Annotated in this window: 25 protein-coding genes; 4 read left to right on the forward strand and 21 right to left on the reverse strand. The window is 45.1% G+C overall.

Going from position 1 to position 25,743, the window contains the following annotated elements; genetic code table 11:
- Nucleotides 1-25 precede the first annotated feature (25 nt).
- The 8 genes from MH215_RS18210 to MH215_RS18245 form a co-directional block, all read right to left on the reverse strand.
- On the reverse strand, nt 26-1,027 hold the full coding sequence (locus tag MH215_RS18210; protein ID WP_239292338.1) for an HRDC domain-containing protein: 1,002 nt from the start codon (nt 1,025-1,027) through the stop codon (nt 26-28).
- A gap of 190 nt (nt 1,028-1,217) precedes the next feature.
- Nucleotides 1,218-2,096, reverse strand: coding sequence for an ROK family protein (locus MH215_RS18215; protein WP_239292340.1), 879 nt, complete (start codon nt 2,094-2,096; stop codon nt 1,218-1,220).
- Nucleotides 2,097-2,159: 63 nt separating this feature from the next.
- Complete coding sequence (locus MH215_RS18220; RefSeq protein ID WP_239292342.1) at nt 2,160-2,855, reverse strand: MOSC domain-containing protein; 696 nt, start codon at nt 2,853-2,855, stop codon at nt 2,160-2,162.
- A gap of 31 nt (nt 2,856-2,886) precedes the next feature.
- A complete protein-coding gene (locus MH215_RS18225) occupies nt 2,887-4,002 on the reverse strand; it encodes a phosphodiester glycosidase family protein (RefSeq protein WP_239292344.1) in 1,116 nt (371 codons plus the stop codon).
- Nucleotides 3,999-4,892, reverse strand: a complete 894-nt coding sequence (locus tag MH215_RS18230) for a 5'-3' exonuclease (protein WP_239292346.1) — start codon at nt 4,890-4,892, stop codon at nt 3,999-4,001. The genes MH215_RS18225 and MH215_RS18230 overlap by 4 nt, the downstream gene beginning before the upstream one ends.
- A 185-nt stretch (nt 4,893-5,077) precedes the next feature.
- Nucleotides 5,078-5,443 carry an arsenate reductase family protein gene (locus MH215_RS18235; protein ID WP_239292348.1) on the reverse strand — a complete coding sequence of 122 codons (366 nt, stop codon included), beginning with the start codon at nt 5,441-5,443 and terminating at the stop codon, nt 5,078-5,080.
- 176 nt (nt 5,444-5,619) lie between these two features.
- On the reverse strand, nt 5,620-6,606 hold the full coding sequence (locus MH215_RS18240; protein ID WP_239292350.1) for an RluA family pseudouridine synthase: 987 nt from the start codon (nt 6,604-6,606) through the stop codon (nt 5,620-5,622).
- Nucleotides 6,603-7,178 (reverse strand): cob(I)yrinic acid a,c-diamide adenosyltransferase, encoded by a 576-nt coding sequence (locus MH215_RS18245; protein WP_056698573.1) that lies wholly within the window; start codon nt 7,176-7,178, stop codon nt 6,603-6,605. Before MH215_RS18245 ends, MH215_RS18240 begins: the two co-directional genes overlap by 4 nt.
- A 221-nt stretch (nt 7,179-7,399) precedes the next feature.
- Here MH215_RS18245 and MH215_RS18250 point away from each other — a divergent pair, with 221 nt between their 5' ends.
- Nucleotides 7,400-8,011: a DedA family protein gene (locus MH215_RS18250; protein ID WP_239292860.1), complete on the forward strand. Its 612-nt coding sequence runs from the start codon at nt 7,400-7,402 to the stop codon at nt 8,009-8,011.
- A gap of 213 nt (nt 8,012-8,224) precedes the next feature.
- Here the strand turns inward: MH215_RS18250 and MH215_RS18255 are convergent, their stop codons facing one another.
- The 7 genes from MH215_RS18255 to MH215_RS18285 form a co-directional block, all read right to left on the reverse strand.
- Entirely contained in the window at nt 8,225-8,758 is a 534-nt protein-coding gene (locus tag MH215_RS18255) for a bifunctional adenosylcobinamide kinase/adenosylcobinamide-phosphate guanylyltransferase (RefSeq protein ID WP_239292361.1), read from the reverse strand.
- Nucleotides 8,759-8,795: 37 nt separating this feature from the next.
- Entirely contained in the window at nt 8,796-9,347 is a 552-nt protein-coding gene (locus MH215_RS18260; protein ID WP_056698582.1) for a type 2 periplasmic-binding domain-containing protein, read from the reverse strand.
- 195 nt (nt 9,348-9,542) lie between these two features.
- On the reverse strand, nt 9,543-9,809 hold the full coding sequence (locus tag MH215_RS18265; protein WP_239292362.1) for an aspartyl-phosphate phosphatase Spo0E family protein: 267 nt from the start codon (nt 9,807-9,809) through the stop codon (nt 9,543-9,545).
- 169 nt (nt 9,810-9,978) lie between these two features.
- The gene (locus tag MH215_RS18270) at nt 9,979-11,187 is read right to left on the reverse strand and encodes an aminotransferase class I/II-fold pyridoxal phosphate-dependent enzyme (protein WP_128101082.1); all 1,209 of its coding nucleotides are present in this window, start codon (nt 11,185-11,187) and stop codon (nt 9,979-9,981) included.
- Nucleotides 11,188-11,200: 13 nt separating this feature from the next.
- Complete coding sequence (locus MH215_RS18275) at nt 11,201-11,701, reverse strand: Lrp/AsnC family transcriptional regulator (RefSeq protein WP_056698588.1); 501 nt, start codon at nt 11,699-11,701, stop codon at nt 11,201-11,203.
- Nucleotides 11,702-11,885: 184 nt separating this feature from the next.
- On the reverse strand, nt 11,886-12,281 hold the full coding sequence (locus MH215_RS18280) for a spore coat protein (RefSeq protein ID WP_145047976.1): 396 nt from the start codon (nt 12,279-12,281) through the stop codon (nt 11,886-11,888).
- A gap of 46 nt (nt 12,282-12,327) precedes the next feature.
- A complete protein-coding gene (locus MH215_RS18285; protein ID WP_056698596.1) occupies nt 12,328-12,561 on the reverse strand; it encodes a hypothetical protein in 234 nt (77 codons plus the stop codon).
- Between the two features lie 95 nt (nt 12,562-12,656).
- On the opposite strand from MH215_RS18285, the gene MH215_RS18290 reads away from it, so the two are divergent.
- The gene (locus MH215_RS18290; protein ID WP_239292364.1) at nt 12,657-13,880 is read left to right on the forward strand and encodes an NAD(P)/FAD-dependent oxidoreductase; all 1,224 of its coding nucleotides are present in this window, start codon (nt 12,657-12,659) and stop codon (nt 13,878-13,880) included.
- A gap of 225 nt (nt 13,881-14,105) precedes the next feature.
- Here MH215_RS18290 and MH215_RS18295 read toward each other — a convergent pair whose 3' ends face one another.
- The 4 genes from MH215_RS18295 to MH215_RS18310 form a co-directional block, all read right to left on the reverse strand.
- Nucleotides 14,106-15,323, reverse strand: coding sequence for an MFS transporter (locus MH215_RS18295; protein ID WP_056698602.1), 1,218 nt, complete (start codon nt 15,321-15,323; stop codon nt 14,106-14,108).
- A 139-nt stretch (nt 15,324-15,462) separates the two neighbouring features.
- Nucleotides 15,463-16,026 carry a hypothetical protein gene (locus MH215_RS18300; RefSeq protein ID WP_239292366.1) on the reverse strand — a complete coding sequence of 188 codons (564 nt, stop codon included), beginning with the start codon at nt 16,024-16,026 and terminating at the stop codon, nt 15,463-15,465.
- Between the two features lie 126 nt (nt 16,027-16,152).
- Nucleotides 16,153-16,572 carry a DUF350 domain-containing protein gene (locus tag MH215_RS18305; RefSeq protein ID WP_239292376.1) on the reverse strand — a complete coding sequence of 140 codons (420 nt, stop codon included), beginning with the start codon at nt 16,570-16,572 and terminating at the stop codon, nt 16,153-16,155.
- 77 nt (nt 16,573-16,649) lie between these two features.
- Nucleotides 16,650-19,019 (reverse strand): endonuclease MutS2, encoded by a 2,370-nt coding sequence (locus MH215_RS18310; RefSeq protein WP_239292378.1) that lies wholly within the window; start codon nt 19,017-19,019, stop codon nt 16,650-16,652.
- Nucleotides 19,020-19,208: 189 nt separating this feature from the next.
- Between MH215_RS18310 and MH215_RS18315 the strand changes: the two genes are divergently transcribed.
- Together MH215_RS18315 and MH215_RS18320 are read left to right on the forward strand one after the other, a co-directional pair.
- Nucleotides 19,209-19,574: a phage holin family protein gene (locus tag MH215_RS18315; protein WP_056698612.1), complete on the forward strand. Its 366-nt coding sequence runs from the start codon at nt 19,209-19,211 to the stop codon at nt 19,572-19,574.
- Between the two features lie 235 nt (nt 19,575-19,809).
- Nucleotides 19,810-20,190 carry a cupredoxin domain-containing protein gene (locus tag MH215_RS18320; RefSeq protein ID WP_343224594.1) on the forward strand — a complete coding sequence of 127 codons (381 nt, stop codon included), beginning with the start codon at nt 19,810-19,812 and terminating at the stop codon, nt 20,188-20,190.
- 142 nt (nt 20,191-20,332) lie between these two features.
- Here the strand turns inward: MH215_RS18320 and zapA are convergent, their stop codons facing one another.
- Both zapA and pheT read right to left on the reverse strand, forming a co-directional pair.
- Nucleotides 20,333-23,053 (reverse strand): cell division protein ZapA, encoded by a 2,721-nt coding sequence (gene zapA / locus MH215_RS18325; protein WP_239292388.1) that lies wholly within the window; start codon nt 23,051-23,053, stop codon nt 20,333-20,335.
- A 139-nt stretch (nt 23,054-23,192) separates the two neighbouring features.
- Nucleotides 23,193-25,646 (reverse strand): phenylalanine--tRNA ligase subunit beta, encoded by a 2,454-nt coding sequence (gene pheT / locus MH215_RS18330; RefSeq protein ID WP_239292390.1) that lies wholly within the window; start codon nt 25,644-25,646, stop codon nt 23,193-23,195.
- Nucleotides 25,647-25,743: the final 97 nt, after the last annotated feature.

Here is a 25,743-nt window from a genome sequence, read left to right on the forward strand (position 1 = left end):
CGTCTTTTTTGGGTCTAATCGCACATTAACTGACGTTCTGCTCTGTCTCTATATGACGACGATAACGAATCCGGATCATACGAAGCTTCTCATATACCTGTTCTAGGCTACCTCCACCTGGTTTCTCTTCCCCATATACTTTATGTAGCACAGGCTTCAGAAACGTGTCTCCTAGTTCCTCATAGGCGCTCCAAACGGCTTCTTGTTCTTGTTCAGGCATGATAGCAAGCTCTGCATCAAGAAGACAATCCGTATCATAACCCTCTAGATCTAAGATCTCCAGTAATTCGATTAACTCTCGACGTGACAATCCCGAACGGTGAACAATTTCCTCTAACGTGTGCCCTTCCTTCATGCCTTCCAGTACTTGTTTGCGTGTCTTGAATTTATCTAGTTCCTGCTTATACTTTTGTTCCTTCTGTCGATAAAGCCAGTTCTCATACTCCTCTTCTTTCAATGCAGAGTATACCCAGTCGAGTGGAAATACGGTGGAACGCTCCACTCCGTTCGTTAGCTCCAGCCATGCCTGACCATACTCGGTAGCCTTGCTCTCTCCAACTCCTGGCAATTGCATCAGCTCATCCATCGTCAGCGGCACATACGAACTAATCATGCGAAGCAAACGGTTCGTTGCAATAAAATAAGGTGCCTTTCGGTCAGAAGCGGCTCTCTTTCTACGCCATGTGCATAAATCTGCGTACAATGTTTCATTGGCATATAACTCGCTATAACATTGAAGCCGTTGTCCACCATAATTTCGTGATCGCAAATCTTCAATCTCATGAAATAAACCTTGTAGTAACGGTCGGAACCCTTCACTCATCTGTAGTGCTAGTTGATGACGATAAATATGCATGAGTTCTTCCCACGAACTGCCCTCATACCAAACCGTATCCTCTCGATCCCCTTCCTCATACAAACTCCAACCCAGATGCCATGCTCCTTCTTCTTCGCCAATCCACACTTGTGCAAGCTCTTCATTCTGATCTGTAAATCTTGCTAATCTGTTCATAAAAATGACTTCCATTGGTCATTCCCTCCTTCGAGTTTCAGCCACACGCTTGTAAGGCTTCCCTTCGCCACCTTAAAAAGGCACAAAAAAACACCTCTCCTGCAAAATGAATGCAAGAGAGGTGCTTCCTCAACAAACCGTGCTATGCTGTTGCTCATATCATACCATATTGGAAAAATTCGTCAATCATTTCATGCGGTATACCTTACTTATCTAGCGCAAGCTTCGCAAGCGCCAAGGAACCGCACAGTCCTGCATTATCTCCAAGACCCGGTGAAACCACATATTGATCAATATCGGCCTGAAGTGCTGGATGCTGTACATAGCCGTTAAGCAATTCCTGTAATTTTTTGCGTACCAGCGGGAAGAGCTGTTCCTGCTTCATCACACCGCCGCCCATCACAATTTTCTGTGGGGAGAGAATCAGAACATAGTTCATTAGTGCGTGCGCCAAGTAATGGGCTTCGATCTCCCACGCTTTGTGATCCGATGATAACTCATAAGCTGGTTGTTCCCATCGTTTGTTAATCGCTGGACCCGCAGCAAGCCCTTCTAGGCAATCGCTATGATAAGGGCAGAAGCCTTCAAAGGTATCTTCCGGATGTCTACGTACGATGATGTGTCCCATCTCTGGATGAGACAATCCATGCACCATTTGACCAGAAACTACAGCACCTGCACCAATTCCTGTACCCACCGTAATATACAAGCAACTGTCTAAGCCTTTGGCTGCGCCCCAAGTCGCTTCACCAAGTGCAGCTCCATTGACATCGGTATCAAACGTCATTGGCACATCATAATGTTCCTTCAATTTGCCAATAAGGTTATATTGCCCCCAATGCGGTTTGGGTGTAGTTGTAATGTATCCGTACGTTGGACTACCTTCAATCGGATCGATTGGACCAAAAGAACCCACACCTAGTGCTTCAATATTTTTGCCTTCAAAGAAAGCAATGACTTGTGTCATCGTTTCTTCGGGGGTTGTAGTAGGGAAGCTAGCTCGTTCCAACACTTCTCCCTTTTCATTTCCAATACCACATACAAACTTCGTGCCTCCAGCTTCAATTGCGCCTAAGATCGTCATGTTCGTCACACTCCTCAATTAATATAAAAGGAATTCCATTCTGTTATCGATCACTCTACTTGTTCAATCCAACGACTCGGCTTCCAGCTTGTTCAAACGTTTTAACAATGTCTGTCTCCAGCTGTCCGAGAGCGTTGTAATCGCCAGCAAAGCACGAATGCCTTCCGCGTTCTGCTTACCCTGATGCATCACCCGGTTCGCTTCCAGAATTGTCATGGAGGTTAAATCCGTGCTGATTCGTCTGAACTCAGAACCTGGCTTCACTTCTCCTTCTTGTAACACACGAAAATAAAAGCCGGTATGCCCACTTTCCTGAAAATATACAGGCAAACCCTTGTAGTCATATCGAGCTGCCAACTTGAAGCAAGGCTGTCTGGGCTGACTAACCTGAACCATAGCGGCGCCTAATTGATACACATCGCCAATTCGCACCAGATCCTCTGCACAGCCCTCGACTGTCAAATTTTCGCCACAAGCTCCCCATTCCAGCTTGCGATTCATCAATTGCTCCAGCAATGGATAACGACTATGGTCATAAACACAAACCGCCTTATCAGGTCCCCCGTGATGCTCTAGATCAGCCTGTGCATCCCCAGTCATGCCGGTGAATGATAAGAACACAGGACTAGAAACGGGAGTCTTCACAATTCCGCTCAGCACTTCACGTTTCTGACCAGGCAAGGGTTTAGGTTGACCCACATTTATGGCTAGGACAGCCGTCGGGATGTCGCCCGATTCGGATTGTTGTGTGAGTTTCATTTGTGCATTCCTCCCTTTCATTGTTCACGGTTTATTTAACGGAGCCACCAAAAACGAGTGTATTGCTCAACAATCGACCAGGCGAAGTGAGCATTTTACCACCAGCATACATACCTGATGATGCACCACCATCCAGATTCATCGCTTGCTTCGCTCCGAGCTTCTGCATCACAGCAGCCCATTCCTTCATCGTTGCTCCGGAAACGGTCGCCAGAAGAACCGAACCATCGGCCATGATAGCGATCCCGCTTCTTGCACCAGAGGCATTCAGGATTTTCGGATCCTTGAAGCCTTCACTTGCTGGATTAATCGAAATCTTTCCATCCTTAACGAGACGCGGGCCAGCTCCTACAGCAGTAACGACTTCATCCCAAGGAATTTCCTTGCCTGCTGCATTCGTGTACTTATAATTCATCTCAACCGTGGAGCCAACCACGAAACGATCGGCGTTCGATTTATGACTGCCTGTGAAGACCAGAACTGAGCTATTCTTAGGAATGGCAATATTGGTATTCGGTACTTTTTTGGTAACGATCCCTTTCTCGATCACTACTGCTGTACCACCTTTGAACCCAACCGTTGAACCACGCTCAGGCGTGTACAGCATCGTAATGCTTGCATTTGCTGAAGGGGTTCTGTTAATAAAGGTAGCGTACCAACTGCGAGATTTACCTTCTGGCGTCGTTACCATACCTGTTAAGTTCACACGAAGTGAATCCATAATAGCTGTGCCATCTTCTTTAAAACCAATGCTTGTACCGTATCTTCCTATATGTATTACTTTACCATTAGCTATTAACATACCATATGGATCTGGAGCACCATTATAAGCCTCAAAGAAAGCTCCGTTAATCGCTGCTTGCGCCCCATACGCTTTGACAATGGAAGGCAATGTTGCTGTCTGACCTACCTGCTTCTTCGCTAATCCTACTGTCACTGGTGTGCCTTTTGGAATACTAACCGTTTGCACGGTGAAACTACGTCCTGCTGCTTTTACTTTCTGCACTTTTGTGCTGATTGCTGCTTTTGCTTCGACTGTCTGCGGAGCACTTACTGCCCCTGACAATAATACCGGTAAAGCCAGGACAAGAGCCATAGCCCCTGTCCACCATCTCTTACTTGATCTTCGTGTTTGAATACTGCTCACCCTATTGCCACTCCCATCCAAGAGCCAAGGCTCTTCATCTCAAGTTGTTCAAACTTGTCCATCACCGTTTCCGGATCCAGACGTAATTCACACATATCCAGTGCACATGCAACTGGAACAGCGCAGTGAATCTCTGCCAATTTGCGGGACAGATGAAGCATGTCCAGATCATTCTCAATTTTTTTGCGTACCGAAGGTGTAAGCTTATCCAAGTTGTCCAGAATCCCTTCGATTGAATCATACTCCTGAACAAGCTTCAGCGCCGTCTTCTCACCAATGCCTCGAACCCCTGGATAATTGTCACTCGCATCCCCCATCAAGCCCTTCATATCAATGACCTGGCGCGGTGTAAGTTGTTTCTCCGCCATTAGCGACTCTGGTGTGTACACCATGTAGTTGCCATGACCTTTTTTCATAATAATAATGCTTGTACGATCATTAATCAGTTGCAACATGTCATGATCACCCGTCAGTACCATTACATTCATGTCTGTCTGCTCTGTGTAATATTTCGCTAACGTGCCAATGCAATCGTCAGCCTCATATCCAGCTGCTCCAATGTTCGGAATATTCAGACTATCCATGACTTCACGAATTAACTCAAACTGCGGAATTAGATCATTTGGAGCTTCGGGACGATTGCCTTTGTAAGCGGCGTACTCTTCGCCACGAAACGTCTTTCCACCCATATCCCAACAACAGATGACATGACTTGGCTCAAAGGTCTGAACCGCATCCCAGAAATAACGGATAAATCCGTAAACTGCATTGGTGGGCAAGCCTGCCTTTGTACGTCTAATATATCCGCTTGCAGATGTTGCGTAAAATGCCCGGAACAACACTGCCATACCGTCTACTAGCAACAAAGTAGGTTCATTACGTTGATTCACTTGTGTTTACTCTCTCCTATCTTGTGTGTAACCAATAAAATATAATTGCTTTGCAAAATAACTCTATCATTATAGCATAGTTCTACCACTTATCGGACAGCCAAAAAAGCCCTGAATTATTAATATTCAGGGCACCGATTACACTACCTTTTCAGTTACGGTAGAATCCAAGTTATCCGTAGTTCTTAGCGATTATTCCACTCCTGCTCATACGTATCTTCCTTGAATCCCACGGTGACCTTATCCCCATCCGTTACAATGGGACGTTTGATAAGACGACCATTCGAAGCCAGCAAACGAATCTGCTCTTCTACCGACATCCCAGGCAACTTATCCTTCAGCTGCTGCTCTTTGTAAACCTCTCCGCTGGTATTGAAAAATTTCTTAACCTCAAGTCCGCTCTTCTGGATCAAATCTGTAAGCTCAGCTTCAGTAGGCGGGTTATCAAAAATAGGAATTAACTCTAGCTGATACTCTTGTGCCTCCAGCCACTTCACTGCTTTGCGGCATGTTCCGCATTTGGCGTACTGATATACTTTTAATTGACTCATCGTGTTGTTCCTCCTTCGCTCCGGTTTTGTGATGCTCCGGTTTTGTTTTCTCGCTTCCCTTGGTTTGCTTTGCAAATCCAAAAGTCGCTCGAAAACAATACCATCGCATTGCAGTTTTACTTCACAAGCAATCCATTTCATATGGATCACTCAAATACTCAGCATGGTTGCGCTCTTCAGATGCGTTCCTCTCTGGGTTGCGCTTCGGCATCAAGTCGTTTCTCCAAAGCTGCCAGATCTGGAGGCAGTGGTGCCTGGAATGTCATCCGCTGCTTCAGAATAGGATGTTCGAATGATAGCTCGTAAGCATGTAACGCTTGACGATCAATCCACCCATCTCGCTCGTTTCGCATCGCCTCTGTCTCAGCATCGATTCTATCGCTTGGCAAGGTCTTATACATTCGATCACCAACTAGCGGACAACCAATTGAAGTCATATGTACACGAATTTGATGGGTTCGGCCACTCTCCAATTTCAGATGCACCACACTAGCACTGTCATTTCCCCACGTAGTTACCACTCTGTACAAGGTTCGGGCGGCATAACCATCAGGTGATACGATTCGACGATGAGGCTCTTCTGGGTCACGGTCAATCGGACCATTCACCGCACCTTCTACTTCAGCGGGGCAACCATGCACAATAGCCATATACTTTTTATCAACCGTTCCCGCAATCATCTGCTCCGACACGTGCTGGTGCACATAAGGGTTTTTGGCTATCGCCAGCACACCTGATGTCTCCTGATCCAGACGATGAATTGGGCGGAAGCGGAAGCGCTCTGCTTTGGACTTCCAATAATGGACAACGCCATTGGCTAGCGTACCTGTATAATGCCCATGCGTGGGATGTACGATAATGCCGGAGTCCTTGTTTACAATAAGCAGATGCTCATCTTCATATAAAATGTTAAAAGGTAGCTCTTCTGGCAAAATGTCATCTGATTCTTCTTGTTCCATTCGAACTTCGAGTCGATCCCCCGCGGATACCTTCACGCTGATATACACACGCTCTCCGTTCAACATGATTCCTTGTTCCGTGAGCTTCAATCTCGACAAAAGTTTACGGGATACTTGCAGCCGCCGCTGTAGCACGGTCTTCAGCAGCCAGCCATCCTCCTGCTCAGGAATCGTATAGACAAGCGGCGAATAATACAGGCTCATTCTTTGCGGCGGAAAACTTTTTTGCTCCGCACATATTCAATATCAGCTACCTGTTGTCTCGCATTGGCTGTCCGTGCAACCACGAAGAAATAATCCGATAAACGGTTTAAATAACGTCTTACCGATGGATTAATATCGGTATGTTGGCCAAGAGTAACTGCACGGCGTTCCGCACGACGACATACAGTACGGCATACATGCAGTGTAGATGATAGCAGACTTCCCCCAGGCAAAATGAAACGTTCTACCTTTGGATTCTCCGCATCATACATGTCAATCCATTGTTCCAATCTAGTAACCATCTCATCACGCACTTTATATTTTGTCTCACTAATTCTTACAAAAGCGAGATCTGATCCACAGTCAAACAACTCCTGTTGTACTTCAAGCAAATGCTCTCGGAGATCCTCGAATTGCCCTGTTGCATGATCAATTAAACTGATTGCTTGTCCCACAAAACAATTCAGTTCATCAATTGTTCCATATGCCTCTACTCGATCATCATCCTTGATGACCCGTCCACCAATCACTGATGTTTGACCTTCGTCACCTGTTCGTGTGTATATGCCCATGCTAATCCCTCCAATTGTTATTGATTCGCGCGGTAGAATATTCGGGTTATTAGTAATGCGAACATTCCTTAACTTCAACTTAACCAGTATACTTGACCACCATAAGATACGGAAATGCATTTTTTTCAGAAACCGCTTGGAAGCTTGCCACGTATATTGAATTGAGTTGTAATGCTGAGTATACATGAAATTGATAAACCCCCATAAAAAAGGAGACGATGATGCAGAATTGGATAACCGATTTCATGGAACAGTATGGATACATAGGAATCGCGCTGATAATTGCCCTTGAGAATGTATTTCCGCCCATTCCTTCTGAGATTATTTTGCCATTCGGCGGATTTATGACCACGTATACTAGCCTCACACTGCCTGGCGTTATTATTGCTGCAACGATCGGATCTGTACTTGGAGCTATCATTTTATATGCCATTGGACTGTTAATTGATGTGAATCGATTAGAGAAAATAGTAGACCGTTGGGGTCATATTTTACGTATCAAAAAAGAGGACATTTATCGTGTAGATGCATGGTTTGATAAATACGGAATGTGGACTGTCTTGTTCTGCCGTATGATTCCTCTTGTTCGCAGCTTAATTTCCATCCCTGCCGGTATGTCCAATATGAAGTTTGGATTATTCGTGCTTTTTACCACAATCGGTACATTCGTATGGAATATTATTCTTGTTTCTGTTGGAGCCGCACTTGGAGCATCATGGGAAAGTATTCTGAGCTTTATGGATGTGTACTCCCTTGTGATTTACATCATTCTCGCAATCCTTATTGTAGGATTCATAATTTGGTGGATCAAACGGAGTAGAGCTCGGAATTAAGCTGTGTTTTTAGAACTCCGAGAGCCGTAAGTGAATTTTAAGATACACCCTAATGTAAGTCACGTAAAGGATGGGTATGATTAACTCTTTCCTCAGTTACTCTCACTAGTGCCCCTATAAAGAAAGACGTGCCGTCTCCTATAGACCGCACGTCTTTCTTTATTAAACGTCCATTATGTAGCCTTTGCCATGACTCGTATGATATAAGACGATTTATTCATAACGTACTGAACGTGCCTTAAGCTCCATCGCTAGACCAGATACGAGCATGTAGACTTGTTCAGAGTGCGCCTGAAGTGCACGATTCACAGATGCCATTCTTGCAGCGAAGATACGCTCTTCTTCCGTTGGGTTCAGTGAACCATGCATTTCATTGGTGATAACAAGCATCTTCCCTTGATAAGACAACATGGCATCCAGCAATCGCTGCGTTTCTACACGTTGTTCATCCAAATCGTCATTCGCTCTAAAACCAGCAACCATCCACGAGGTTAAACTATCTACGATTACAATCCGACGATCTGCCAGAAATAAATTAGATTCTCGATTAATCTGATGAATAACTTCCGTCAGTTGTTGACCATTCCCAGCTTCAATGACACGATAGTGAGCGGATGGAAATTCCGGAATGATCGCTTCATGATCGCCAGTTGATAAATAGATGCCTTCCCGGCTGATCTCCGCCGCATAACCAAGGGCAAACTTCGTTTTACCACTACCTATACCCCCAGTGACCGTAATCAACAATCCGCTCCCCTCCTTCCATAGCTAGGCTTCACACCTATTACTCTGTTAATGCCTTCAGTACTTTCTTCGATTCTTCAATATTTGAAGCGGATACTGGAATGGTTGCAAATAAATTTTTCGCAGCATACTGCACTTCTTGGAACATCTTCATATCTTCAAGCGGAATTCCATAGAGATGTGTTTCTTTTTTGATATCAGATCCATCATCTCCTGTGCCATCTTCAACAAAAACTCCACCTTCAAATACTCCTCGCTCGTATTTCTCTTGATCGAATGTATCATCTAAAGACACGTTTGAGCCATTGTTTCCATATTGCTTCATGTCTGCTTCAGGCAGTATAAAAATATCATGCCCACCTGCGGCATATTCTACCAAGATTTTCTGTACATCATACATCGCACTAGTGACAACCTCTACTTTAGGCTCTTCACCTAGTTTTTGCTGCAAATTCGCCTGTAGTTGTTCTGAAATAACGGACGGATCACCCTGGTTATCAATAATAAAAATCGTGAATCCACTCTTTCCTCCACAACCAGTAAGCACCAAAATTATGGAGATGATTGCCATTAGACCCCAAACTCTTTTCATTCCAGCTCCCCCTTTTGTCTCCTATGTCCAATATATCACAATTGTTCCACGCAAAAAAATAAGCACGCCTTCTAAGACTATGATTCGACTCATGCCACAAAAAAAGAGACCCCTCTGGGTCTCTCTACAGCCAAAATACGTAACGTTTCGATAGCCTGCAACAACAGCAATCTATATTACATACTTGGCAAGATATCATTTGCTTTTGATCGCATTAGCTTTCATGTACTCGTTAATCTTCAGATCAAGCAGACTACTGATCTCAATAACGATGTCAGAAGTGAACGATTTTTCTTCAAGGAAGATCTGCTCCATCTTCAGACGCAGCAGATGAATTTCATCTTCCAAGGAAATGTCATGCAATGATGCGTGATCTCGTTTCACCGACCATCGGTCGCCATGATCGCCTTCAGCCAGATATTGTCCACGATTAGTCGGTAACTCATATTCAACACAAAACAAGCTAACCCCTCCTTGGAAAATGTTCTTCCGAATGTTAAATGCTAGAAAAAGTTATTTCAAATTGAAATTATATCACAATAATTTGTAAAAGAAAGTCATTTTTTCTAATATAACAAATTGTATCATTCGGGTATCCTTTTCTAACCATACAAACGAATCCTTTTACTTATTAACCCTCTTTCTGTATCTTGTAAACAAAATTTCCGATTCGTTCCAGCGCTTCATTCAATTGAGTCACTGAAGTTGCATAAGAACAACGAAGGAAACCTTCACCTTGTGGGCCAAACACATTACCAGGCACAGCAGCAACCTTATTTTCTGTGAGCAATCGTTCAGCAAAAACATCAGAAGTAAGGCCTGTCTTTTGAATACTTGGGAATGCGTAAAATGCACCCTGGGGTTCATGACAGTCTAATCCAATATCACGGAATCCCTGTACGATCAGCCTTCTGCGCTGATTATAGGACTCCACCATTCTGTCCTTCTCACCTAATCCGTTCGTTAAAGCTTCAAGTGCAGCAACTTGCCCCATCGCAGGAGCACACATAACCGTATACTGATGGATTTTGAGCATTGCCGCAATAAGCTCTGGATGTCCGCACATGTATCCGATCCGCCAACCAGTCATAGCAAATGCTTTGGAGAATCCACTGACTAGAATTGTGCGTTCCTTCATATCAGGAATTGAAGCGAAGCTAACGTGTTTTTGCGTATACGTCAACTCAGCATATATCTCATCAGCAATGACGATAAGATCATGCTTTTTGATCACTTCAGCAATCGGAAGCCATTCTTCATACGTCATAATTGCTCCGGTTGGATTGCTTGGATAACACAAAATCACAACTTTGGATTTGGGCGTAATGCTTGCCTCGAGTGCCTCCGCTGTCACTTTGAATTGATCTTTGGCATAGGTCTCAACACCAACAGGCACACCCCCACCAATTGAAGCAATGGGTGAATATGCTACATAAGACGGTTCTGGAATTAGTATTTCGTCTCCCGGTACGATCAAGGCCCGTAAGGCGAGGTCAATCGCTTCACTGCCGCCAACCGTTACGATAATTTCATCCTTCGGATCATACTTTGTATCGAATTGGGTATGCAAATAATCGCTGATGGCTTCTCTCAGCTTCGGCATACCGGCATTTGACGTATAACTAGTCATGCCTCTTTCCAATGAATACACACAAGCTTCTCTCATGTGCCATGGCGTAACAAAGTCCGGTTCCCCGACGCCAAGTGTAATGATGTCTTTGTTATCACCAACCAGATCAAAAAACTTACGAATTCCGGATGGCGGTATCTGCTGAACCAATGGTGCCAGATACGAAGTCATTTTCTTGTTATTCCCTGTTGTCTGTTCATTCACTATCATGACACATCTTCCTTTACGGCGAGATCATGAGACGGTTGTCTTCCTGATGGTCTTCAAAAATAATCCCGTCCTGCTTATATTTTTTTAGAATAAAATTCGTTTTGGTGGAGAGTACTGAATCGATTGGAGACAGTTTCTCGGATACAAAATTAGCAACTTCACGAAGGTTGCCACCTTCAACTTCAACGAGCAAATCATATGCTCCCGACATGAGATAAACCGATTTTACTTGAGGATACAAGTAGATTCGTTCAGCAATACCTTCGAATCCCCGACCACGCTCTGGCGTAATCTGAACTTCGATCAGTGCTGTGACTTTCTCGTCATCAATTTTGCTCCAGTTAACGACCGTTGCGTATTTGACGATGACATGCTCTTGCTCCAGCTGTGCGACGACATTCTTAATCTTATCTTCCGACTCTCCGAGCAGCGTAGACAGCAGCGCGGGAGTCCTTCTCGCGTCTTCCTTCAACAAATTCAGAACTTTCAATTGCAGGTCGTTCAAATCCTTCATGTGTTTACCTCCAGCGTCATCCAAGTTCCTTAACGTACGTGTTCGAGCTATCTCTTCAATGAATTAATACTTATATTACATGAATTTAACGTTGATGCAAAGACAAAAACCGCCTGCCTTGAATTCAGGCAAGCGGTGGTATGGTCTTCATACAGGCTTGTGCTTCAAACCCCTTTTCCAGAGGTTACATGTAATAAGGATTACCGTAACTAGGCTGATGCTGAGGCACATTAGGTGCCTGGCTGTATGGACTGCTTTGCGTATTCTTCTCCTGAATGAATTGCTGACATTTCTGCTGTGTCTGCTGTGCAGACTGGAGCTGCTTATCAACATCTGAACGTAGGGCTTTGGACGATGCAGAATACATGTTGTTTTGTTGCATCAGATTGAACAGTTCACCCTGTAAACGCAGAGTATCATTCGTCAGATCATTGAACATTTTACGAACTGTAGGACAGGAAGCTTCCGTAGTTGCTGTCGTATATTCCCGAGAAGTTCGTCTCAAATCTGCAAGAATCGACTTCAACAAGTCCTGTTCTTGCATAAAATTCCCACTGGATGACAAAGATTGTGTGTACACGTATTTTCCTCCTATGCATTAAAATCACTTGCTAACGGTTTGAGGTTTATTGCGACTGGGAAGGTGCAAGAGATTGATGTTGGTGCAGAGCCTGGATCAGCGTGTTCAAATGTTGTTCATGGGCACGAACATATTGGTTTAATGCCTGCCCAATCTGTGGTTGGTGTGAGATGGATGCTGTGGCAGCACACTGTTTAATCAGCATTTCTTCATTGGAGATTGAATCCGCAATGTAGTTCAGTTCCTTTGGGCTCAGTGCTTGCATTTGTGAATATTGCATGTATGTCTGACCTCCTTAACCTAAAGTTTATGCGAATTTATTGTTACCTTGTCCTGAAAAAGTATACTTCATCAAATGAACAGAGGTGGTCTATTGTGGAACTCATTAACGGAAAAACGTACTGGCCAACCACGTTCCAACCGACACGCAATTATCCAGTTTTAGAAGAGAACCTTACCTGTGATTGCCTGATTGTTGGCGGTGGGATGGCTGGAGCATTGTCTGCCAAGCTTCTAACCGATCATGGAATTCAAACCATCCTCATTGACAAAAGAGAGATCGGGCATGGCAGTAGTATGGCAAACACGGGTTTACTCCAATATACGAATGATAAGACACTTACCTCCTGTATCCAAACATTTGGAGAACAGACAGGAGTACGATTTTATGAGTTGTGTCGAGATGCAATGCAGCAGCTAGCCGAGATTGCACAAAAGCTTGAAATTGATCCTTGGTTTGTGCCTCGCACAAGTCTATATTGCGCAAGTGATGAGGATGATGTAGTTATGCTTGAGGAGGAATATCGCAATCTGAAGCATTACGGATTCGATGTAGAGCTCTGGAATGAAGACAAGATTCGTTCCGTGTTCCCTTTCAGCAAACGAGCTGCATTGTATACAAGTGGTGATGCGGAGGTTAATCCGTATCGCTTGGTTCACTCACTCATCGACTCGGCCTCAAATCAGGGAGCCAAAGTCTTCGCTCATACCACCATGACCCATTGCGATTACAATGAGGATGGAGTGGTATGTTATACACCACAAGGAACAATTCGTGCCAAGCATGTTATTTTCTCTACAGGATATGAAACGCAAGAGATTAAGAATGATCGCGGGGCATATCTAAAGAGCACTTACGCCATTGCTACCAAACCTCTGAAGGATCTTAGCAGCTGGTATGAACAGTGCATGATATGGGAAACTGCCAGACCGTATCTGTACATGCGTACAACACCAGATGGACGAATTATTGCAGGTGGACTTGATGAGGAACGCCCGCGTAAGGATCAACGATCGATTAAAGCAGCTCATAAAGGTGACATTCTACTTCAACAGATTGCAGAATATTTCCCTTTATCCGAACTTGAAGTGGATTATGCTTGGGAAGCGGTGTTTGGTAGCACGCATGATGGGCTCCCCCTAATTGGACCCCATCCAGATTATCCACATTCATATTTTGTAGAAGGGTATGGTGGCAACGGGACAGTGTACAGCATGATTGGCGCAAGGCTAATTACGGAGCTCATTGCTACGGGTACAAAGAATCCCGACTTGGATCTATTTTCCCTCACAAGAACCAGCAAACCTTCTCCCGTTTAACCGGAGTAAGCATATAAGTATAGTGATGTCGATAAGGTCTAGACAATAACAGCAGTTGAAGCAGCTACATTTAAAACTGAAACACAAAAAAGGTACATTCACAGGAGTTACATCCTTGAATGTACCTTTTTATTTTTACCATACATATAGTAACCATTGGCACTCTCATACTGTCAGCACCACACTATGAAGAGGCATAATCTAAGCCAACATATGTTCTTAGATTTATGACGATGTTGTACCTTTTCCTTCAGTGTGTCTTAACATCTTACGCATAAAGACCCAACCAATTAGCGGAAAGGCTCCTAAGATGATAATTAACCAAGTTAGCGTTCGCAGCGAAGGTTCATTCATGACGGTTAGAATAAAGACCCCCAATCCAAACAGCCGACCAATCATCAGGGAAAGCTCTCTTAATACGACAAGTTCTACCCTTTTCTCGACATTTTCACCACTCGTGCCCATCATATCAAACCCCGCTGAGATCATCGGCAGAATGTACAAAGGCATCGCAAAGGCACTCCCGATTCCCATGATCAACAGCGTACCATAGGTCACTTTCCAGAGAAGCGGCATTAACACAACCAGCAGCAATATGGCTCCAATGAGCATTCCCTTCGCTCTATACTGTGGCTTAAACCATTTGCCTGCCGCCCAATAACTTACAAGTGCTACGGCAGAAGTGATGAGAGAAAATTGCCCTAGTTTGTACTCCTGAGCAGTAGCCACATAGACCAGTAAAGCGATTAAAAATGCGAATACACCCTCACGCACCCCCTGAGCAAATAACCCTAAAGCAAGCGGCCTCCAAGGACTATGCGGTTTAGACAGCTGGAGCCAAGGCTCCGACCATCGGTATGTACCGCTCACCTTTCTTTTTTTGAGAAAGAAACTGAACACAACTGCAATCACATAAATGACCAGAGACACCGTGAAAATAAGGCGATATCCCGTATTATCCGTCATTCGGGAAATGACTAGACCAGAGAACCATGGCCCGATAATACCTGTCATCGATCCTAACAGGCCAACCCAGCCATTAAATAAATCCCGGTTATCGCGATCTGTTATTTCAAAATATACAACGTTAAATGCAATCCAGAACAGACCTAATGCACACCCTAACAGTATGCCCAGAGGCCAAATCCAGTCTACAGCGCTAGAACCAACCCAGAGAACTGTCATATAAAAAAGCCCTGATAATGCTGTTCCTAGTCGTAACGCACTCATTTTGTTATGTTCCTTAACCCATTTACCAGCAATCCAAAATGTGAGCCCGATGGCAAGTTGCTGACTGACCGTGAACCAACCTAACATAGCGTAGTCTGGCCGGCTCTTCCACAAGTACACATTCAGAAACGTTCCCGATAAAGCTCCTGCTAACACAAACAATCCATTCACGCCCAAAAGCAGAATGGATTGTCGACCCAAAGAAATCTTCATCTGCTCCTCCTTTGTCCACCTGAAGTGAGCTCTTTACAGGTAGGTCTCAGGTTTAACGTACCCCAAGCGCTAGGAAAACATGATGAATCTTTGGCATGGCTATAAAATTTTTATTTTTGATCGAGCTTTATAAAATGATTTATTTCTTCGCGCTCAAATTTTGAATCAGGCGCAGACGATCATCCTCTGATAGACTGTATTGAACCTGGAAACATCCTGAGCAGACATACATCTGCACTGTGAACGGAGGTGACAACAAATCACCCGTTCCCGCAGCACCATTCGGAACAGACGTGAAGTTCGCCTGGTCTGCTTGTTGAGTACCTGCTAACAGCATGAACTCACGACAGTGTGGGCATTCAGGGACTTCTTCCTGATGATCGAGTTGCTTCTCAACACCTTCTTCGTATTGGATCAGATCATTTCCCTCATCCGCATACTTAGTTAGTGTGCGCAATTCAGGTAGTTTCAGTTCTACCTCATCGCCCCATAAATCAGAGATATCCGTCCCTTGATTATCGTGCAACTCATCATCCTCGTAGACGTCCGTTTCGTTGTCAATCTCCTCTTCGTCTCCGATGTTAATGTTAAGTGTACGATATCCGTTTAGTTCATTGTGACAGTGTGGGCACTCTTCTTCAGGTCCCAGCTCCTCATCCCATACAATCTCCGTGTGACACCAAGGGCAAATTGTTGTTTCCATATCTAATCAACCTTTCTCTTTCTGTATAACCATCAAGTATTCATAACATAAATGACGCCAATAGTGAAAAATACAATGGATGCAGCAAACAAAATTCGAATTAACAGTTTCATGCCGCAAGACCTCCTACATGATGCTCGCGCCAATAACAAAGGATAGCGAGACCGAGATAATCATGGAAATCAGTCCAACCGCCCGGTTATCCGCTTCAATTTCTTTATCAATGGAGAACACCGGGGTCAAAAATTCAAATAAAAAATAGGCAACAAGCAGGAGAATAAACCCTAGAAATGACCACGTCATGGCTTCATAGACTGAAGATTTGGCTTGAATACAGAAACGAAGTACGTTACATATGCCAAAAATTTTGCCACCTGTTGCCATAGCAACCGCAATATTTCCCTTCTTAATCTCATCCCAGCACTTGTACTTGGTAACCAGTTCAAAGCAAGCGAGAAAAATGAGAAGCTCCATAATAGCTACCGAAAAAAAACCGAGCACCATCCCCAAGGGATGGGACAGCAATTGGTCAATCGTCCCTTTCACGCACGGTTCCCCTTCCCGCTTCCGCATTCAAAACTGACCAAGAATGCGGAAATTCAATGATTCATGGCATGGGCTAGCTATTCCAGTTCTGCTACGGTAACACCGTTTCCGCCTTCCCCGTAATTACCCAGCCGATAACTTTTAATATGTCTATGCTTACGCAGATAATCCTGAATACCTGAACGTAAAATTCCTGTTCCTTTACCATGGATAATGTATACCTGACCGAGATTCGCAAGGAACGCTTCGTCGATAAAACGATCCGTTTCCATCAGAGCCTCCTCCAGATTGGCACCGCGCAGATCCAGCTCGCTCTTGACATTATCATCACGAGTTCGTTTCATTCCGGTCACAGGTTTTTGTTTGGGTGTCACTACCGTTGAAGCAGACTGCTTCAGCTCAAGATCATTCAGTGATACTTTCATCTTCATAATACCAAGCTGTACCACTGCTTCCTTGCTTCCAGACATCTCAACAACATGGCCTTTCTGATTCAAGCTGTACACTAATACTTCATCGCCTGGGCCAATAGCACGAGCCTTCGGAGCGGATGCCGTGCGTTTAACGGTTTTCTTCCGTTTCTCCGGTTCAGCTTCGTCTAATTGTTTACGAGCAGCAATTAGCTTGTGCTCCTTAACCGATGCACCTTCTTCCATAGCTAGCTGACGCAGATCAGCAATAATTTTCTCTGCCTCTGCTCTAGCTTTGTCCACAATCAGGCGCGCATCTTCTTCTGCCTTCTCAATTCGGCGGTCACGCTGCTGTTCCAGCTTCTCCAATTCGAATTGATGCCGACTACGCAGCTTCTCCATATCTGCACGTAAATGTTCCGCCTTCTCACGCTCTTGCTCAGCTGTCAGTCGATTTTCCTCCAGTGAAGCAATCATATTCTCCACTCGCTGATCCTCTTCCTTCACCTCACCACGAGCATAATCCAGAATGTTAGTTGGAAGCCCAAGACGTTCCGCAATTGCAAAGGCATTACTCCGACCAGGAACACCAACAAGCAAACGATACGTTGGACTTAACGTATTCACATCAAATTCCATACTCGCATTGATAACGCCCTTGCGTTCATAAGCATAAGCCTTCAGCTCACTATAATGCGTTGTAGCGACCATACGACAACCGGTCTGGTGCATATGTTCCAGAATGGAAATCGCTAGTGCAGAACCTTCTGCTGGATCTGTTCCCGCGCCAAGCTCATCGAGTAGAACAAGGCTTTTCGTCGTCATGTTTTTCAAAATTCGAATAATGTTAGTCATATGGCTGGAGAATGTACTTAAGTTCTGTTCAATGCTCTGTTCGTCTCCAATATCGGCATAGATCGCATCAAATACACAGAGCTGACTGCCATCTTCAGCAGGGACAAACAATCCAGACATCGCCATCAGACTGAGCAGTCCAATCGTTTTTAAAGTGACTGTTTTACCACCTGTATTCGGCCCTGTGACAATAATCGATGTATAATCATTGCCTAATTCAATGTCCGTTGGCACAACATTTTCAATGGCAATTAGGGGATGACGCCCCTTCTTCAGCTTAATGAAGCCGCGATCATTCATCCGTGGTAAGGTTGCCTTCAGTTCGCGAGCTAGACGTGACTTCGCAAATATGAAATCAAGCGTCCCCAATAGATCGACATCATCCAACAGCCATTCTGCCTGCTCGCTGACAAGGGCTGTCAATTTTTGCAAAATAACTTCAATTTCGCGCTCTTCCCGAATTCGAGTCTCACGTAATTTGTTATTCATCGCAACAATTGATTCCGGCTCAATAAACAGTGTCGCACCTGAACCCGACTGATCGTGTACAATTCCTCCGAAGTAAGAACGATACTCTGCTTTTACTGGGATTACAAATCGATCTCCACGAATTGTAATCAACTGATCCTGTAGCATTTTAGATACCGTTGAAGAGCGAATCATGGAATCCAGCTTCTCCCTGATCCGAGCTTCGCCGCCCCGAAGTTCGCGACGAATCTGTGCAAGCGTGACGCTCGCACTATCAGCAACTTCAGCATTATCTTCAATACAGCTACGAATTTCATCTTCTAGTGCTTTTTGCTCCGATAACTGATCACTAATGAAGAACAGCGACTCCACCTTTTCATCTTCATGAAGCGTGGCAATTTGCCTTTTGAGTCTACGTGAAGCAAGAGTAGTGTTCGAAATCCCGAGAAGTTCATGTGGGTTCAAGGTACCCCCAATTTCTGAACGTTTAATGGAGGCTGTAATGTCAACAATGCCACCGAAAGATGGCGAACCCTTCAATCGATCAAACTTAAAGGCTTCGTCCGTTTGCTGCAGTAATCTTTTCACTTCTTCTAGGTCACCAATTGGCTCCAGAGTATCCGCTTTCTTCTTGCCCATTGTCGTTTGAGCAAAGCCTTGCAATGTATTTAAAATTTTGCGGTATTCCAATGTGTGTAAAATTTTCGTATCCAAGTGTACAACTCCTTCCAAACTATAACTGTATTATAGCGAAAGAAACTTTCTAACGCTATTTAACGAATCCTTCCACACATAAGTTATGACATTAAGCCACAAACTACAGGTGTCAGGATTTTGCAACGTCCCCAAGCGAACAGGATGCTCAATGCATAATCCGATCTGAAATATAAGGAGGTAAACACGTTGAACTTCTTGGGACATGTTGTACGATTCATTATCGCAGCCATTGTACTAATGGTCGTCAGTTGGATTGTACCTGGTTTTGCCGTTGGTGGTTTCTTAAGCGCCCTTATGCTAGCTCTGGTCATTGCCCTTCTTGGTTGGATCATTGAAGGTGTCTTTGGCAAAAGGGTCTCTCCCTTCGGCCGTGGAATCGTTGGCTTCATTGTCAGTGCACTTGTGATCTGGTTAGGTCAATACGTTGTCGATCACGTTGAAGTCAGCCTGCTTGGAGCCATTTTAGCCGCACTGGTTATCGGGATTATCGATTTGTTCATCCCTGTATCCACACCGTTTGAAGCTGGGCGTGAATCCAACAAACGTTCGTAAGATCCAGGCTATACACTAGCTAATCACGTTAGACCGTAACATAGCTCATCCGTAGACCTCTGATGGCTTTACAGCCTGATGAGGTTTATTTTTTTATGAAGCCGTCCCCTATACCACATCATAATCTGAATAATTTTCAATAAAACGACATAGCCCACATGTACAGGCGTTGCCAATTTGCGGTATGATGACTGAAGAAATCATTCAAATTTCATCTATTACAATAAGGGGGCACATGATGAAAAAAAGTATAGCATGGCTCGTAGCTTGTATGTTGATTATGGTTCTTGCAGCATGCGGATCAGGAAACTCAAGTAATGGCAGCGATGCTGATCCTGGAATTACTGCAAGTGAGGAACTCGTGATCAAAGCAAGCAACTACGAGTTCGACAAACCCGAGTATCATCTCAAAAAAGGGGTTCCCGTTAACATTATTTACGAAAACACAAATGGAAATCACGGCTTGCTTGTGCCTGAACTTAAACTGCAACTAGACATCCAAAATACTTCAAAAGTAATCGTCCCTGACCAAGTCGGCGAATTTGAGATGTCATGTTCTGTATTCTGTGGTAGCGGGCACAGTAGCATGATCTCCAAAATTATTGTTGAAGAATAGATAACCAAGACAAGGAGCCCCCGTAACATTGGGAGCTCTTTCTTTCATTATAACAAATTGTACAATAGGTTGTTCAAAAAGCCCGCTTTTGAGCATGCACTATAAGAATTCGATGCCAGGATGATATCCAAACCCACAGAGATTAATTCTGATCCTGTTCAATCAATTCAATCCATTCGTTATACTCCGTCTGTAACTTCGTATATTCATCTTTCAACTGTCGATGCTCCGTGTTCAGTTGCTCCGCCTTCTCTTGCTCCATTTCACGTTCCACTTGTAACAAGCGAAGCTGATTCGCAGCAAGCTCATAGCGGTCACTGATCTCAAGCAGTTCATGCTCCAGAGCTTGTTTCTCAGAGGTAGCCTCTGCACGTAGCTGATCTAATTGCTGGCGCTCTTGTTCTAGCTCATCAACCTTCTCAGCACTTGCAGCACTTTCCTTCTGCCAGACATTCATCTCATTCTCCAATGCAGTCCAGCGCTCTTGCCAGGATTGCTCCTGTGCTGCCCACTCGTCGGCACGTCGCTGCCAAACTTGATCATTTTGTTCCGACTCTGCAGCTTTTGAACGGAGTTGCTCTTGAAGCTGCTCTTCTCTATCGGTTAGCGCCTGCAAACGTGAAGACAAGTCTGCTTGTTTGGCAGTTAGTTCTTCGTGCTTAATCTGCCATTCCAATGCTTCTTCCTCCGTCTGCGCAAGCAAGCTTGCCTGCTCATCTATTCGTGCAGATAACTGCTGTACTTCATTGCGAGTCGTAGACAGCTGCTTCTCAAGTGTATCCTTATCCACAGCCAGCTCATCAAGCTTGCGAGTGTAGTCCTCTTCGCGCTGGAGAGCATCTCCATAATCATGGCGGATCTGCTTATAACTCTCTTGCAGCTTATTCAGTTCCTCTCGAAGTTCACCCATCTCGCGATCAAGCTGAAGACGCTCTTGTTCCCATTCATCAACTTGGTTTTGGAAACGTTCTGCTGCTGCTTTATGACGCTCTGCTTCATCCTTCACTACAGATAACTCATCATGTAGAGACTGAACACCTGCTTCCAGCGTCTCATTCTGTTCAACAGCTTCAAGGACCTGCATTTCTAACTCTTCCATTTCGAGTCGACGCTGCTCGGCAAGGTCTTTCCATGACTGTTCATTCTGCGTCAATGTGCTAATCTCATGCTGCAATGTACGTACAGCCGCATGAGCCTGCTCCAACACTTTTTGCAGTCTGCGCTGCTCATCTTCCGACTTCGCTTCGGATTCACGAAGCTTCTGAATCTCCTGTTCCAACGTGCCCTGTTGTTCCTGAACTTTGCGAAGCTGTGCTGTAAGGGAAGATTCACGCTCAATCGTTTCGTTGTATTGTTCTTTCCATTGTTGTTCGGTTTCAAGAGTTTGCTGCAGAAGCGATTCTGTTTCACGCAACTGTTCCTGAAGCTCGGTACGATCGTTCTTCAACTGCTCAAGCTGATGCTCAAGCTCCGTAATACGCCGTGTGTGTGCTTCTTGTTGCTGTTTACGCACTTCATGTTCCTCACGTAAAGTTCGTAATTGCTCTCGCTCACTGTGAAGTTGTTGTTCTTGATCCACAACGACTTCTTGAGCTTGTTGGAGTTGCTCTGCCACATTACTAAGCTGTGTGCTCACGTCCTTCAGACGAGATTCAGCGAGTTCACGTTCAGCTTCCAACTGCTGATGTAGCTTCTCTTGTTCTTCATGTAATCTAGACTCGGCAGTTGCACGAGCCTCCGCAAGTTCAGCTGTCGCAGCTTGCTTCTCTTGCTGCAGCTGCTCTTCGTAAGCCGCCTCTTTCTCCATCCATTGCAATTCAGCCTGTTCCGATGACTCTCGGAACGAAGCCTGCAGCTCCTCAATCTCTGCAAGACGCTTCTCGTCAGCCTGTTGCTCCAACAATAACCGATCTTGCTTCGCCTTCTCAGTAAGCTGTAGCGCCTGATCTGTAGCAGATTGTTCTGCTTCCTGGATACGCTGCTCCAATTCAGACTTCAACGCGTTGTACTTCAGTTCAGCTTCGTCCTTCGCTTGTTTCAACTGAGTCTCCGCTTGCTCTAATTCTGACAAGATCGCAGCCTCTGCTTGTTCTTTAGCAGCCTGAACTTGCTGCGCTGCCTGCACTTCTAGCTGCTGTCGTTCAGCAACAGCCCGGCTCTCTGCTTCTTTTAGTTGAGCAGCCACTTTATTTTGCAGTTCCTTATACTGGGCAGCTGCTTTAGCTTCGGCTTGCTCTAATTGTGTTCTGGCACTTGCCTGTGCCTCTTTCAGTTGAGTTGCAGCCTGTGCCTGAACAGCCTTAAGCTGACTCGCTGCCTTGTCTTCCGCTTCTTTCAGGCGAGCTAACGTCTTCTCTTCCTTCTCTTTCAATTGAGCTGAGGTTTGAGCTTGGAGCTTCTGCTCTTTCGCCGCTGCTTGTGCGCGCTCATTCTCCAGAGCGGAATTCAATTTGGCTATTTCAGCCTGTTGTTCCTCACGTAGCTTCACCATGGCCTGTTCAGCCTCAGTTTTGAGTTTGGTCGCTTCAGCCAATGCTTGATCACGGCGATCAAGCTCCTGTTGATGTTCGCTCTGTATCTTGCTCAAACGATTCACTTCATTTCGGAGTTCAGTACGTTCACCTGTTAGCATTTTCAATTCATTCCGGATTTCCTGGGTCTGAAGAGATTGCTCAGCCATATGTACTGCTGCTAACACCGCAATGCGCGGTGTATCTAAGCGAGAGTGATGTTTGGAGATAGCGTTCATACGCTCATCCACCAAATTAGCTACTTGTTTCATATAGTCGGCACTGCTGCCAACCAGTTTATAGGAAGTCCCGTAGATATCTACGGTGACGCGTGTACGATCAGGTGTAGTCACAGTTGTGCCCTCCTTCAAGTCTGTATGTTGATTCTAAGCTGTATAACCAAAAAAGTCACATCGATCCTCTATATGCTAAGGATTCGATGTGACTTCAAGCAATTCCTGCTAATCTTTGTTCAAAAAATTGACTTCTGTTCTATTTACGCAATTCAGCTGCGAATTGCTCCTCTAGACGAGCAACTACGCGAGCATGCACCTCCGTAATTTCCTCATCAGTAAGCGTGCGCTCACGATTGCGATAGACCAGTGCCATGGCTACACTCTTCTTATCTTCACCCAGCTTGCTGCCTGTGAACACATCGAATACCTGTACCGTCTGTAGCAGTTCACCTGCTGATTCACGAATGGCTTTTATCATGTCACCAGCTTCAATATCTTTGTTTACCACGACAGCAATGTCACGCTCCACTGCCGGGAAACGCGGAAGCTCACGATAACGGATATCCGCATCAGCTTCACTGTAGATAGCTTCAAGTCCGATCTCAGCGATATATACATCATTCAGATCATATTGTTGTTGCAGTTCTGGATGCAATTGACCCATCGTACCGATCAGCTTGCCTTCTTCTCCATTTTTCCCATCCAAGTATACTGAAGCAGAACGGCCTGGGTGGAATCCTTCAGGGCTGTTCGCTACCAAGCGAATACGTTGCTCTAGACCGAGGTAAGCAAACAGGTTCTCAAGTGCACCTTTCAGGTCGAAGAAGTCCACTTTCTCTGCCCCTACATTCCACTGCGTAGTTGCACGATTTCCAGTAATCAGCAAGCTAAGAACTGGAATTTCATGAGGCTGCTTAGTCAACTGCTCTTCCTCAGTGAAGAACACACTTCCAACTTCAAATACTGCAAGTGAATCCTGTTTCCGATTCATATTGTATACTGTTGCATCCAGCATCTGTGGCAAAATGCTTGTGCGAAGCACGCTACGATCTTCACTCATCGGCATCGCCAGCTTCACATACTTACTATCACCTGTAAGTGCAGGGAATAGGGACGTTTTATCTGGGTGTACGAAGGAGTAACTGATCATTTCCTGCCAGCCGCTACCTGCAAGCACGCCACGAATGGTGCGGCGCATCGCTTGCGAACGAGTGTATGCACCAGGTGTAGTTGGCCCTTCAATAAGTGTGGTAGGAATATTGTCATATCCGTACAGACGAGCAACTTCCTCGAACAAATCAACATCTAGTGTGATGTCCCCTCTACGCGTTGGAACCTCAACATCAAGTAAACCCTGTTCAGCGTCGCCACAAGCGAAATGCAACCGAGCAAAGATCGTTTTGACCTCAAGCAAGGACAGATCTGTTCCCAGATAACGATTAAGTCTATCGAGAGACAATTGTACGATCCGTTTCTCTGCTGCAACTGCACCAGCTTCTACCGTACCTTGATGAACCTCACCTTCAGCATAACGCTGGATTAGCTCAGCAGCACGGTCTAGGGCTGTAATTACTGCACCTGGATCAACTTCTTTTTCAAAACGCATGCTTGCTTCGGAACGCAGCCCCAGTTGGCGCGACGTTTTCCGAACTGATCCGCCGTCGAACTTAGCGGACTCCAGCAACAGATTAACCGTTCCTTCCGACACTTCGGAATTCTCGCCACCCATTACCCCAGCAATGGCTACTGGTTTCACACCATCCGTAATGATCAACATATGTGGCTCAAGCTTACGCTCTTGACCATCAAGCGTTACGATGCTTTCGCCTTCCTTCGCCATCCGCACGTCAATATGACCCTTCTCCAGCTTATCCGCATCGAAGGCGTGCAACGGTTGACCATATTCCAGCATGACGTAGTTCGTGATATCAACGATATTGTTGATTGGTCGAACACCCGCTGCCATCAGTCGGTTCTGCATCCAGAGCGGGGAAGCTCCCAGCTTAATGCCTGTAATATAACGAGCCGCGTAATGAGCGCATTGCTCTGTAGCTGTAATTTCAACGGAGATATGATTCGCAGCAGCATCGCTAATCTCAACGAGCTGTTGCTTCGGATCTGGTAAGTTTACTTCACGTCCCAGAATCGCGCCTACTTCATAAGCTGCACCACGCATACTCAGACAGTCAGAACGGTTCGGGGTCAGATCCAATTCAAGCACATGATCATCCAATCCAAGTACCTGGCTGATTGGTGTTCCGATTTCCGTTTGCTCTGGTAACACGAGAATACCTTCCTGCTGATCCTTAGGAAGCAACTTGTCGTTCATGCCCAGCTCTTTTGCCGAGCAGATCATACCAAGAGAAACTACACCGCGCAGCTTCGCCTTTTTGATATCAAACCCACCAGGAAGCTTCGCGCCAACAAGAGCTACAGCTACTTTTTGGCCTGCATCCACATTTTTCGCGCCACATACGATCTGTAGGTCTTCTTCTTGTCCTGCATCAATAATACATACGTTTAATTTGTCCGCATCCGGGTGCTTTTCCTTGCTCTTTACGTAACCTACAACAACTTTATTTACGCCCTGATTCCGGTTCTCTACTACATCAATCTCAATACCCGCCCGGGTGATCTTCTCAGCCAATTCCTGTGGCGTCGCACCTTCTAGGGAAATATAATCAGACAGCCAATCTGTCGATACTCTCATGGACGTTCACTTCCTTTATCTATAAATTAGTGTTTGGCGCTCAATGCTCGGTACGCCCATCTTCATTGAATTCTTCATATGCCGCATATACTTTTAA

Source organism: Paenibacillus sp. ACRSA (genome assembly GCF_022346845.1).
In the GTDB taxonomy this organism is placed as follows: domain Bacteria; phylum Bacillota; class Bacilli; order Paenibacillales; family Paenibacillaceae; genus Paenibacillus.

Coding starts and splice junctions, on each gene's coding strand:
- MH215_RS18235 (WP_239292348.1), bottom strand. CDS start 5,443: ATGAGTCAATTAAAAGTATATCAGTACGCCAAATGCGGAACATGCCGC.
- MH215_RS18275 (WP_056698588.1), bottom strand. CDS start 11,701: ATGAAGGATTTGAACGACCTGCAATTGAAAGTTCTGAATTTGTTGAAG.
- MH215_RS18210 (WP_239292338.1), bottom strand. CDS start 1,027: ATGGAAGTCATTTTTATGAACAGATTAGCAAGATTTACAGATCAGAAT.
- MH215_RS18300 (WP_239292366.1), bottom strand. CDS start 16,026: ATGGAAACAACAATTTGCCCTTGGTGTCACACGGAGATTGTATGGGAT.
- MH215_RS18220 (WP_239292342.1), bottom strand. CDS start 2,855: ATGAAACTCACACAACAATCCGAATCGGGCGACATCCCGACGGCTGTC.
- MH215_RS18285 (WP_056698596.1), bottom strand. CDS start 12,561: ATGCAATATTCACAAATGCAAGCACTGAGCCCAAAGGAACTGAACTAC.
- MH215_RS18320 (WP_343224594.1), top strand. CDS start 19,810: ATGATGAAAAAAAGTATAGCATGGCTCGTAGCTTGTATGTTGATTATG.
- MH215_RS18240 (WP_239292350.1), bottom strand. CDS start 6,606: ATGAGCCTGTATTATTCGCCGCTTGTCTATACGATTCCTGAGCAGGAG.
- MH215_RS18260 (WP_056698582.1), bottom strand. CDS start 9,347: ATGAAAAGAGTTTGGGGTCTAATGGCAATCATCTCCATAATTTTGGTG.
- MH215_RS18250 (WP_239292860.1), top strand. CDS start 7,400: ATGCAGAATTGGATAACCGATTTCATGGAACAGTATGGATACATAGGA.
- MH215_RS18270 (WP_128101082.1), bottom strand. CDS start 11,187: ATGATAGTGAATGAACAGACAACAGGGAATAACAAGAAAATGACTTCG.
- pheT (WP_239292390.1), bottom strand. CDS start 25,646: ATGAGAGTATCGACAGATTGGCTGTCTGATTATATTTCCCTAGAAGGT.
- MH215_RS18295 (WP_056698602.1), bottom strand. CDS start 15,323: ATGAAGATTTCTTTGGGTCGACAATCCATTCTGCTTTTGGGCGTGAAT.
- MH215_RS18215 (WP_239292340.1), bottom strand. CDS start 2,096: ATGACGATCTTAGGCGCAATTGAAGCTGGAGGCACGAAGTTTGTATGT.
- MH215_RS18245 (WP_056698573.1), bottom strand. CDS start 7,178: ATGGGCATATACACACGAACAGGTGACGAAGGTCAAACATCAGTGATT.